The sequence below is a fragment of the Streptomyces sp. NPDC001027 genome (genome assembly GCF_040299045.1).
Taxonomy (GTDB): Bacteria; Actinomycetota; Actinomycetes; order Streptomycetales; family Streptomycetaceae; genus Streptomyces.
Map to the genome: position 1 here is coordinate 1 of NZ_JBEPBI010000261.1, position 10,633 is coordinate 10,633.

A 10,633-nucleotide genomic window follows, 5' to 3' on the forward strand; every position below is an offset into this window, starting at 1 on the left:
GGGGGGCGGCCCCCCCCCCCCCCCCGGGCGGCGGGGGGGGGGGCCGCCCCCGGGCCGGCACGCCCGCTACACCGTCGCCGGCTCGGCCGGCTCGGTCTCCCCGGCGGCCGCCGCCGCCCGCTCGCGGGCCTCGCGGCGGGCCAGGACCAGCCAGCCGACGGGGACGCCCGCGGCGAACAGCCACCACTGGATGGTGTAGGCGAAGTTCAGTGCCGCGTCCTCACTGCCGGGCGGGCCCAGCAGCTCGGGGCTGTCGCCCTTGGGATCGGGCGCGGTCAGCGCGATGTAGCCGCCGAGCACCTGCGCACCGAGCCGCCGGGACTCCTGCTCGCTGTTGATCAGCATGATCTGGCGGTCCGGCAGCCCCTTGAGGTCCTTGATGCCGCTCGCCGCCGTCGTCTCGTCGGGCATCAGCCGCCCGGTGACGGTGACCTTGCCGCCGGGCGGCGCGGGGATCTCGGGGAAGACGGTCTGGCTCGGGCCGTCCGCGGGGATCCAGCCCCGGTTGACGAGCAGCACCTTGCCGTCCGTCAGGACGAGCGGGGTGAGGACGTGGAAGCCGACCGTGTCGTCGGCGTTGACCCGGCGCCGGACGACGACCTCGTGCGCGGTGTCGAAGACGCCGGCGGCGCTCACGCTGCGGTACCGCTCGCCGCGGGTGACGACGTGCCCGACGGCGGTCAGCTTCTCGACGGGCACCGCGTCGGCGGCCAGCGCGTCGGAGACGAGCTGGTTGCGCGCGGTGCGCTCCTCGTAGCGGTGCATCTGCCAGAAGCCCAGCCTGATCATCGTGGGGATGAGGAGGAGGGAGACCAGCGTGAGGATCACCCACTGCCGGGACAACAGGAAGCGGTACACCCCACGACCGTACAACTCGGTCGTGGGGTGCATGCGGCCGGGTGCCGCGGGACGTCTTCGGCGGCCGGCTCCGAGGACGAGGAGCCGCCGCAAGCGGGCTCAGACCTTGTCGACGATCCCCACCCGGCCCTCCGCGCGGGCGCAGTGCCCGCCGCAGTACCAGTGACCCTCCACCTCGACGCCCTGGCCGATGATCTGCACCCTGCAGTGCTCGCAGATGGGGGCCATGCGATGGATCGCACAGGAGAAGCAGTCGAAGACGTGGACCGCGCCCTGCGCGTGCACCTCAAAGGTCATTCCGTAGTCATTGCCGCAAACTTCGCATCTCGCCATGGGCCACAGGGTGAGCCGTCGCCCCCGTGCGGGCGAGCGGGCGGCGGGCGAGTCGCACGGCAATCACCCGTACGCACCGGTCGGCGCCGCCGGAGTCGCGCAGACGTCCGCGCGGGTCACCCGTCGGCGGGCTCCACGTCCCGCAGGAGCTGCCCGAACGCGGCCTCGTCCACCACGGGCGTCCCGAACTGCCGCGCCTTCACCGCCTTCGACGTGCCCGAGTCGGGGTCGTTGGTGACCAGCAGGCTGGTCAGCCGGGACAGGCTCGTGGCGACATGAAGCCCCGCCTCGGCGGCACGGTCCTCCAGCAGCTCGCGTTCGACCGAGGTGTCTCCCGAGAAGGCGACCCGCATGCCCTGCTTGAGCCTTTTGCCGTCCTCGTACCGACCCGGGTTCGGATACGGACAGGCCGGCCTCTTGCGGGAGGGCCGCCAACTGCTGGGCCGGTAGCCGCCGTAGCCGCCGCCGGGGCCGCTCGCCTGCCGCCCGATCAGGGGCGCCGGACGGTCGGCCCACTCCGTCAGCGGACGGCACTCGAGCAGCGGCAGCCGCACTCCGCCCTCCGCCGCGGCCCGCAGGCTCGGCCGGAACGCCTCCGCCAGCACACGTGCGTCGTCCAGCGCGTGGTGCGCCCGCTGCTGCACGACGCCGAAGTGGGCCGCCAGCGACTCCAGTTTGTGGTTGGGCAGCGGCAGCCCCAGCTCCTTGGACAGCGCGATGGTGCACAGCCGCTGCCGCACCGGGGCCTCACGCTCCGCACGCGCGTACTCCCGCGCGATCATCTGCCAGTCGAAGACCGCGTTGTGCGCGACGAGCACCCGGCCGTCGAGCCGGGCGGCGAACTCCTCCGCCACCTCGTGGAAGAGCGGGGCGCCCGCCAGGACGTCGCTCGTCAGACCGTGTATCCACACCGGGCCCGGGTCGCGCTGCGGGTTGACCAGGGTGTACCAGTGGTCCTCGACCTCGCCGCGCGCGTCCAGCCGGTAGACGGCCGCGGAGACGATCCGGTCGTCCCGCGCCAGTCCGGTGGTCTCCACGTCAACGACCGCGTATCCCCGGGGATACGCGGTCGGCCACTCCGTGGGGGAGGACGCTGTCGTCGTGTGGTCTTCGAGCATGGTCACTGAGGATACGGGCCCCCACCGACACCCCGCCGCCCCCGCCCCGCGGCGCAGGGCCCGGGAAGTCCTCCGGACCGCACGGGAGTTCGCGGTGCGCACGCACGCGTGTCCCCGGCCTCCCGTCGACGGCGGCGCAACTCAGGCCGCGCGCTACGAAGTTCCGCCACTGCTTCCCCCGCCGCGCCGCCCGCCCTCGGACCCCGTCCTCCGTGCGGTCGGGCGTCGCAGCGCGACCCGGGGCCTGCGAGGTGTCATCCTCCGTCCTGTGACGGAACCCACCCACGCCGAGGCCCACGAGGGCTCGCTCGGATCCCGGCTCAACTGGCTGCGCGCCGCGGTCCTCGGCGCCAACGACGGCATCGTCTCCACCGCGGGTCTCGTCGTCGGCGTGGCCGGCGCGACCGACCATCGCTCGGCGCTGCTGACGGCCGGGCTCGCCGGGCTGCTCGCCGGGTCGATGTCCATGGCGGCGGGCGAGTACGTCTCCGTGTCGACCCAGCGGGACTCCGAGAAGGCCGCGCTCGCGATGGAACGGCGGGAGCTGCGCGAGCAGCCCGAGGCCGAACTGGAGGAGCTGACGGGCCTGCTGGAGGAACGGGGCCTGTCCCGGGACGTCGCCCGGGAGGCGGCCGTCCAGCTCACCGAACGGGACGCCCTGCGGGCGCACGCGCGCGTGGAGCTCGGCATCGACCCCGACGACCTCACCGATCCCTGGCATGCGGCCTGGGCCAGCTTCCTCGCCTTCACCGCGGGCGCCCTGCTGCCGCTCCTGGCCGTCGTGCTGCCCCCGGCCGACTGGCGTGTCCCGGTGACCGTCGTGTCCGTCCTGGTGGCCCTGACCGCCACGGGCTGGTCCGCCGCCCGGCTGGGCGCCGCGGCCCCCGGGCGGGCGGTGGTGCGCAATGTGTGCGGCGGGGCCCTGGCGATGGGGGTGACGTACGTGGTCGGCTCGCTGCTGGGGGCCACGGGGGTGTGAAGGACGTGTGGAGCCGGCGGAGATCCGCCGCCGCGAGTCGGCCGGGGGCGGCGGGGGTTGGCGGGGATCGCCAACAAGCAAGCGCATACCCCTGGAAATACTTGTCGGTAACACCGTCTAGCCGTCGCCCACCAGCGGTTCTACGGTGCCTGCATGCCGAACCTGCCCGATGTCGTGCTGTGGTCGATACCCGCCTTCGTGCTGCTCACCGTGATCGAGATCATCAGCGTCCGCGTCCATCCCGACGAGGACGCCGCCGGGTACGAGACGAAGGATGCCGTGACCAGCGTCGGCATGGGGCTCGGGAGCCTCGTCTTCGACTTCGTCTGGAAGATCCCGATCGTGGCGATCTACACCGCGATCTACGAGCTGACGCCGCTGCGCGTGCCCGTCCTGTGGTGGACGCTCCCGCTGATGCTGCTGGCGCAGGACTTCTTCTACTACTGGTCCCACCGCGGCCACCACGTCATCAGGGTCCTGTGGGCCTGCCACGTGGTCCACCACTCCAGCGAGAGGTTCAACCTCACCACCGCCCTGCGCCAGCCCTGGACGACGCTGACCGTCTGGCCCTTCTACGTGCCGCTCGTCGCGGCCGGCGTCCACCCGGCCGCGCTGGCCTTCTGCTCCTCGGCCAACCTCGTCTACCAGTTCTGGATCCACACCGAGCGGATCGACCGCATGCCCCGGTGGTTTGAGTTCGTGTTCAACACGCCGTCCCACCACCGCGTCCACCACGCTTCCCAGGGCGGCTACCTGGACCGCAACTTCGGCGGCATCCTCATCGTGTGGGACCGGCTGTTCGGCTCCTTCGTGCCCGAGACCGACCGGCCCGTGTACGGGTTGACCAAGAACATCAACACGTTCAACCCGATCAAGGTGGCGACCCACGAGTACGTCGCGATCGCCAAGGACGTCAGGGCCGCCGCGGACTGGCGCGAACGGGCGGGACGGGTCTTCGGCGGGCCGGGCTGGCAGCCGGCGCCCCCGCCCCGTCCGGCGGCGCCGGTCGAGGAGACCACGGCCGCGTGATCCGCTCCCGCGTTCCGTCGGGCCCGTCCGCCAGGTCCACCGAGTCGATCCTGTCCGCGAAGTCCGTCCTGCGCGGCCTGTTCGCGCTCGCAGCCGCCGTGGACCTGCTCAGCCTCGCCGTCGGCTTCGAGCCCGGACACGCCGTCGCCAAGCCGCTCCTGATGCCCCTCCTCGCCGCCTGGGCGGCCCGGCGCGACGCGCCCCGGCTCCTCGTGGCCGCCCTGCTGTGCGGCTGGGGCGGCGACGCCCTGCTGCTGTTCGACGCCGACGCCGCCTTCCTCGCCGGCATGGCGTCCTTCGCCGCGGGGCACGTCTGCTACCTCGTGCTGTTCCTCCGCGTCGGCCGCTCCCGCGCCGGGTCCCTGCTGCTCGCTCCCTGCTACGCCGTCGCCCTGATCACGACGGTCGTGCTGCTGATGCCGGGTCTGCCCGCACAGCTGCGCCTGCCCGTCGCCGTCTACAGCACCCTGCTCACGGCCATGGCCTGCACCGCCGCCGCCCGGCTCGGCCCGGTCGCGGGCGCCGGCGGCGCGCTCTTCCTGCTCTCCGACACGCTCATCGCCACCGGCGTCGCGCACTGGCCGCAGCCGCCGCGCCCCGACCTGTGGATCATGCTCACCTATCTCGCGGCCCAGGTCCTGCTGGTCCGCGGCTCCCTCGGCGAGCCGCGCCCGACGCGGGAACAGACCGACGGCCGACGGGCGTTCGCCGGCCCCGGGTGACTCACCGGCCCCGGGCCAGAGGCCCCGCAGCTCAGAGCCGCCTGCCCGACGGGCGGGCCGGAAGGTCAGAGCCAGCGGGCCGGATCGGCTCCCCAGCGGCCCGGCGGGCGCGCCCAGTCGGTGGGCCCGCCGGCGAAGCGCACCGGCGGCAGGGCGTACCGCAGTCGCCCGAGCGGACTGTCGGTGCGGGCGAGCCACGGCGTCGGGTCGAGCGGGCCGGTCCCGGTTCGCCGCACGTCCTGTCCCGGTCCGGCCTCCACGCCGGCCGGGCCGCCCGCGGTCAGCCACGCCGCCGTCCGGGCCAGCGCCAGCCGGACGAGACGTGCGCCGCCGTCGGCCGACTGCTCGGTCAGCGCCCGCAGCACCCCGGCCGCCAGCAGATAGCCGGTCCCGTGGTCCAGGGCCTGTGCCGGCAGCGCTCCTGGCTGCTCGGCCGACCCCTCGACGGCCGCGATGCCGGTGGCCGCCTGCACCAGGCTGTCGAAGCCACGGCGGTCGCCCCAGGGCCCGTACGCGCCCCACGCCGACACCTGCGCGACGACCACTCCGGGCCGGCGTTCGGCCAGCGCCTCGGGGGAGAGCCCGAACCGGTCGAGCGCGCCCGGCCGGTACCCGGTGACGACGACGTCCGCCGTCGCGAGCAGCTCCTCGAAGGCCCGTCGGTCCGCGGCGAGGTCCAGCAGGGCCGAGCGTTTGCCGAAGCCCGTGTCGGCGTGCTGGTCCGGGAGCTCGGGCAGACCGGGCGCGTCCAGTCGCAGCACGTCCGCGCCCAGCAGGGCGAGCGTGCGGGTGGCGACCGGCCCGGCGAGGACGCGGGTGAGGTCCAGTACGCGCACTCCGGCGGCCGGCAGCAGGGGACCGCCGTCCACCGGCGCGAGCGCACGCGCGCGTGCCCCGTCCAGCCTGCGCCGCTCGACCAGCGGCCGCTCGGCGATCGCGGCCGCCTGCTCGTGTGCCGCCCACTGCCCCGGCGTGCGCAGCGCGAAGGCCAGACCGCCGCCCGCGTGCACGGCGTCCTCGACGTCCTGCGCCCGGCGTCCGGCGAGAACGGCCTCGACGGCGGCGGGTCCGCCGTCGGCGCTGTAGCCGTCCGCGGGCAGGCCGAGGGCGCGCAGCAGGCGCTCGCGGTGGTGCGGGTAGTTGGCGTGGGTGCGCACCCAGCCGTCGGCGGTCCGCCAGAACCGGGACAGCGGGGCGAAGAGCACCGGCGCCCGGTCGTCGATCAGCGTCTGCCGTTCGCTGACGAATGCTGCCGCCACCGCGCCGTCGTCCACCCGCACCTCGGGCGTTCCGGGCAGGCCGGCCCGTCGCGCCCCCAGCTCGGCCGCGGCCAGCGCACACGCGCCGACACAGGCGCGCGCCAGGCGCCGCACCGGCAGTCGCGACGGCAGGGCGTCCTCCCGGGCGACCGTCGTCACGTGCTCGAGGAGAGCGGGATCGCCGCCCAGTTCCGACCATGCGAACCCGACGTCAGTCATGACTGCATGATGCATCATTGATTCAATCAACCTATGGGTCGATGCGCCGTCCGCCGGGTCTCCGGGCATGCGAGAGGGCCGGGCGGATGACCGCCCGGCCCTGGGACCCGTGCGCCGCGGTGGGCGGCTGCGGGGCGCCTTACTTCACGGCGCGCAGCGCGTTCACGACGCCGTGGCCGAAGAAGCCGTTGAGGCGCTTGCCGCCCACGCACGTCGCGTCCACGACGCCGTTGCCGTCACCGTCGTACGGCTCGGTCGGGCAGGCCGTGCTGTCCGCCTGGAGCTTGAGCAGCGCCTGCAGCTGGGCGGGGCTCGCGTACGGATGCGTCGACTTCAGCAGCGCGGCCACGCCGGCCACGTGCGGCGACGCCATCGAGGTGCCCTGCAGGTAGCCGTACGTGTTGTTCGGCAGCGTCGACAGGATGCGCCCGTTGGCCGACGGCGTGTCCGGGATCTGGTACTTGTCCCCGCCCGGAGCCGCCACGTCGATCGCACCGAGCCCGTAGGTCGAGTAGTACGACTTGGCGCCCTTGACGCCCGTCGCGCTCACGGTGACGACGCCCGGCAGCTGGGTCGGCACGTCGAAGCACTCGTGCGGGTCGATCGTGCGCGACACCGGCGTGCCGTCGTCGGGGCTGGACGCGTCCACGATGGCGTCGGAGTCGAGGTCGTGGTTGGAGTTGCCCGCCGAGGCCACGTTGAGCGTGCCCTTCTTCTGGGCGTACAGCTGGGCCCTGTTGACCGCGTCGACGATGGCCCGCTGGTCCGGGTCGTCCATGCAGTTGTACAGCCACGGGTCGACGTAGTAGCTGTTGTTCGTGACCTCGACGCCGTGGTCGGCGGCGAACACGAACGCGCAGACGACGTTCTCCGGGTAGAAGAGGCCGTCCTTGGGGTCGCTCACCTTGATGCTCGCGACCTTGACGCCCGGAGCCACGCCGGCGACGCCGACGCCGTTGCGGGCGGCCGCGATCTCACCCGCGACATGGGTGCCGTGGTAGTCCTCGGTCGGGTTGTACGGGCGCCACGCGCCGGGGGCGGTGTCCGCGACGCCGCCGACGCAGTTCGCCGACTGGGACGCGGAGAAGTTCGCGGTGAGGTCCGGGTGGGTGTCGTCGACGCCGGTGTCGATCACGGCGACCGTGACCCTCCTGCTGCCCGGGTTGACCGTGGCGGCCTTGTCGGCGCCTATCGCGCGCAGGTCCCACTGGTCCGCCTCGAGCGGCTCGCTCTGACCCGCCGCGCCGGACGCCTTCGCGACCTTCGCGGCCTCCGCCTTCGACAGGACCTGCACCGCGCCTTCGTCGGTGGTCCCCGCGGGGCTCAGCGGAGTCGTCCGGGTGGCGCCGGCCGACTGCACGCCCCGCACCGCGCGTATCCGCGGACCGAAGTCGGGGTTCGCCGAGTGGACGACGAGCACGCCGATCTTCTCGTAGGACGCCACGACGGTGCCGCCGACCGAGGCGATCGCCTTCTTCACCGACCCGATCGTGCGGTGGTCCGCCCTCGTGTTGACGACGTACGCCAGGGCCGGGGCGTCGGTCGCCCGGGTGGCGGACGTCGTGACCGGAGCCGCGGAGGCCGCCGTCGGCAGGAAGCCGAGGGAGGCGGTCAGCGACAGCACGACGGGCGCCGTGAGTGCGAGGCGGCGTCTGGAAGGCAGATGAGCCATGGGGTCTCCACATCATCCGGAAAGGGGCCTGACCGAGCACAGATCCTGCTCGGTCAGGTACATGACGGGTGGTGCAGACCGAAGCTATCCAACTGACTCGCCGGCCAGCAACGACCTCGGGCGACGACTTCCGAAAGGGCCCGCCGTCGTTGCCCGCACGGACGCGACGGCGCCCGGGCGAGAAGTACCCGATCGAGTTGAACCGCCCCTAGCGCGCCGCCGTGCCCTTGGTCAGGGAGCCCGTGCACGATCGAGCCCCGCCCGACCCGCCCGTCCGCAATGCGAGGAGACTCCGTGGCCACCGAGACACCGCCCCCCTCGAAGACCCCCACCCGGCTCCCCACCACCGAGGAGTTCGTCGCGGTGCAGGAGAGCGCGGAGTTCGGTGAACTGCGCGGCGCCTACCGCGGCTTCGCCTTCCCGCTGACCGTCGCCTTCATCGCCTGGTACCTGCTGTACGTCCTGCTCTCCAACTACGCGGGCGACTTCATGGGCACCAAGCTCTTCGGCAACTTCAACGTGGCGATGACCCTCGGCCTCGCCCAGTTCCTCACCACGTTCCTCATCGCCTGGTGGTACGCGCGGACCGCCGCCGCCAAGTTCGACCCCAAGGCCGACGCGATCAAGTCCCGGATGGAGAGCGGCGAATGAGCCCCGCACAGCACACCCTGCTCGCCGCGGGCGAGGCCAGTGAGCACCGCACGCTGATCATCGTCCTGTTCTCGGTGTTCGTCGCCGCGACCCTCGTCATCACCGTCTGGGCCGGCCGCCAGACCAAGGACGCCGCCGACTTCTACGCCGGCGGCCGCCAGTTCACCGGCTTCCAGAACGGCCTCGCCGTCTCCGGCGACTACATGTCCGCCGCGTCCTTCCTCGGCATCGCCGGCGCCATCGCCCTCTTCGGCTACGACGGCTTCCTGTACTCCATCGGCTTCCTGGTGGCCTGGCTGGTCGCCCTCCTGCTGGTGGCGGAGCCGCTGCGCAACTCCGGCCGCTACACCATGGGCGACGTCCTCGCGTACCGCATGCGCCAGCGTCCCGTCCGCACCGCCGCCGGCGCCTCCACCATCGTGGTCTCGATCTTCTACCTGCTCGCCCAGATGGCGGGCGCGGGCGTCCTGGTCTCGCTCCTGCTGGGCATCACCAGCGACGCCGGCAAGATCGCCATCGTCGCCCTCGTCGGCGTGCTGATGATCGTCTACGTCACCATCGGCGGCATGAAGGGCACCACCTGGGTGCAGATGGTCAAGGCCGTCCTGCTCATCGCCGGCGCCCTGCTGCTCACCTTCCTGGTGCTGCTCAAGTTCGACTTCAACGTCTCCGACCTGCTGGGCTCGGCCGCCGACAACAGCGGCAAGGGCGCGGCCTTCCTGGAGCCGGGCCTGAAGTACGGGGCCACCGGCACCACCAAGCTGGACTTCATCTCGCTCGGCATCGCCCTCGTCCTCGGCACCGCGGGCCTGCCGCACATCCTGATCCGCTTCTACACGGTGCCCACCGCCAAGGCCGCCCGGAAGTCGGTCCTCTGGGCCATCGGCCTGATCGGCGCCTTCTACCTGATGACCCTCGCCCTCGGCTTCGGCGCCGCCGCGCTCATCAAGCCGGACGAGATCATCGCCTCCAACAAGGCCGGCAACACGGCGGCGCCGCTCCTGGCGCTCCATCTGGGCGGCGTCGACTCCAACTGGGGCGCCATCCTGCTGGCCACCATCTCGGCGGTCGCCTTCGCCACCATCCTCGCGGTCGTCGCCGGCCTCACCCTCGCGTCGTCCTCGTCCTTCGCCCACGACATCTACGCCAACGTCATCAAGAAGGGGCAGGCCTCCGAGAAGCAGGAGATCAACGCGGCCCGCTACGCCACCGTCGGCATCGGCGCGGTCTCCATCCTGCTCGGCGCCCTCGCCCGCGACCTGAACGTCGCCGGCCTGGTCGCCCTCGCCTTCGCCGTCGCCGCCTCCGCCAACCTCCCGACGATCCTCTACAGCCTCTTCTGGAAGAGGTTCACCACGTCGGGGGCCCTGTGGTCGATCTACGGCGGCCTGGTCACCGCCGTCGGCCTGGTGCTGTTCTCGCCGGTCGTCTCCGGCAAGCCCAGCTCGATGTTCCCCGACGTCGACTTCCACTGGTTCCCGCTGGAGAACCCCGGCCTCATCTCCATCCCCGTCGGCTTCCTGCTGGGCATCGTCGGCACCCTCGTGTCGAAGGAGAAGGCGGACGACGGCAAGTACGCCGAGCTGGAGGTCCGCTCCCTGACCGGCGCCGGAGCCCACTGAGGCGACCGGATCCGGGGGCGCGGACGCCCACCGGTCACGCTCCTGCCGCGGCCGCGCGGAATTTAGCGTCCACCCCGCCCCGGGGCCCCCAGGGGGGGAGGGGGGGGTTTCTGTGTTCTGAATTTTAACACTCTTTAAAACTAAGAATGAAAAAACAAATAGAGTTGGGCG

Annotated in this window: 10 protein-coding genes; 5 read left to right on the plus strand and 5 right to left on the minus strand. The window is 72.6% G+C overall.

The genetic code is table 11. The annotated features are described in order from the left end of the window. Positions 1–66 precede the first annotated feature (66 nt). The 3 genes from ABT300_RS36980 to ABT300_RS36990 all read right to left on the minus strand — a co-directional run bounded on the left by ABT300_RS36980 (position 67) and on the right by ABT300_RS36990 (position 2,309). On the minus strand, positions 67–858 hold the full coding sequence (locus ABT300_RS36980) for an SURF1 family cytochrome oxidase biogenesis protein (RefSeq protein ID WP_351685534.1): 792 nt from the start codon (positions 856–858) through the stop codon (positions 67–69). 99 nt (positions 859–957) lie between these two features. Next, positions 958–1,191 (minus strand): metallothionein, encoded by a 234-nt coding sequence (locus ABT300_RS36985; RefSeq protein ID WP_351367102.1) that lies wholly within the window; start codon positions 1,189–1,191, stop codon positions 958–960. Between the two features lie 116 nt (positions 1,192–1,307). Next, positions 1,308–2,309 carry a DEDDh family exonuclease gene (locus tag ABT300_RS36990; protein ID WP_351685537.1) on the minus strand — a complete coding sequence of 334 codons (1,002 nt, stop codon included), beginning with the start codon at positions 2,307–2,309 and terminating at the stop codon, positions 1,308–1,310. A 268-nt stretch (positions 2,310–2,577) separates the two neighbouring features. Here ABT300_RS36990 and ABT300_RS36995 point away from each other — a divergent pair, with 268 nt between their 5' ends. The 3 genes from ABT300_RS36995 to ABT300_RS37005 all read left to right on the plus strand — a co-directional run bounded on the left by ABT300_RS36995 (position 2,578) and on the right by ABT300_RS37005 (position 5,039). Next, a complete protein-coding gene (locus tag ABT300_RS36995; protein WP_351685540.1) occupies positions 2,578–3,288 on the plus strand; it encodes a VIT1/CCC1 transporter family protein in 711 nt (236 codons plus the stop codon). 153 nt (positions 3,289–3,441) lie between these two features. After that, positions 3,442–4,317 (plus strand): sterol desaturase family protein, encoded by an 876-nt coding sequence (locus ABT300_RS37000; RefSeq protein ID WP_351685543.1) that lies wholly within the window; start codon positions 3,442–3,444, stop codon positions 4,315–4,317. 50 nt (positions 4,318–4,367) lie between these two features. Then, on the plus strand, positions 4,368–5,039 hold the full coding sequence (locus ABT300_RS37005; protein ID WP_351685558.1) for a lysoplasmalogenase: 672 nt from the start codon (positions 4,368–4,370) through the stop codon (positions 5,037–5,039). A 65-nt stretch (positions 5,040–5,104) separates the two neighbouring features. Here ABT300_RS37005 and ABT300_RS37010 read toward each other — a convergent pair whose 3' ends face one another. Next, positions 5,105–6,517: a CoA transferase gene (locus ABT300_RS37010; RefSeq protein ID WP_351685546.1), complete on the minus strand. Its 1,413-nt coding sequence runs from the start codon at positions 6,515–6,517 to the stop codon at positions 5,105–5,107. 139 nt (positions 6,518–6,656) lie between these two features. Further along, the gene (locus ABT300_RS37015) at positions 6,657–8,189 is read right to left on the minus strand and encodes a S8 family serine peptidase (RefSeq protein WP_351685549.1); all 1,533 of its coding nucleotides are present in this window, start codon (positions 8,187–8,189) and stop codon (positions 6,657–6,659) included. Positions 8,190–8,483: 294 nt separating this feature from the next. On the opposite strand from ABT300_RS37015, the gene ABT300_RS37020 reads away from it, so the two are divergent. Both ABT300_RS37020 and ABT300_RS37025 read left to right on the plus strand, forming a co-directional pair. Further along, positions 8,484–8,840: a DUF485 domain-containing protein gene (locus ABT300_RS37020; RefSeq protein WP_351685552.1), complete on the plus strand. Its 357-nt coding sequence runs from the start codon at positions 8,484–8,486 to the stop codon at positions 8,838–8,840. Beyond that, the gene (locus tag ABT300_RS37025) at positions 8,837–10,462 is read left to right on the plus strand and encodes a monocarboxylic acid transporter (RefSeq protein WP_351685555.1); all 1,626 of its coding nucleotides are present in this window, start codon (positions 8,837–8,839) and stop codon (positions 10,460–10,462) included. The genes ABT300_RS37020 and ABT300_RS37025 overlap by 4 nt, the downstream gene beginning before the upstream one ends. The last annotated feature ends 171 nt before the right edge of the window (positions 10,463–10,633 follow it).

Coding starts and splice junctions, on each gene's coding strand:
- ABT300_RS36985 (WP_351367102.1), bottom strand. CDS start 1,191: ATGGCGAGATGCGAAGTTTGCGGCAATGACTACGGAATGACCTTTGAG.
- ABT300_RS37010 (WP_351685546.1), bottom strand. CDS start 6,517: ATGACTGACGTCGGGTTCGCATGGTCGGAACTGGGCGGCGATCCCGCT.
- ABT300_RS37015 (WP_351685549.1), bottom strand. CDS start 8,189: ATGGCTCATCTGCCTTCCAGACGCCGCCTCGCACTCACGGCGCCCGTC.
- ABT300_RS36990 (WP_351685537.1), bottom strand. CDS start 2,309: ATGCTCGAAGACCACACGACGACAGCGTCCTCCCCCACGGAGTGGCCG.
- ABT300_RS37025 (WP_351685555.1), top strand. CDS start 8,837: ATGAGCCCCGCACAGCACACCCTGCTCGCCGCGGGCGAGGCCAGTGAG.
- ABT300_RS37000 (WP_351685543.1), top strand. CDS start 3,442: ATGCCGAACCTGCCCGATGTCGTGCTGTGGTCGATACCCGCCTTCGTG.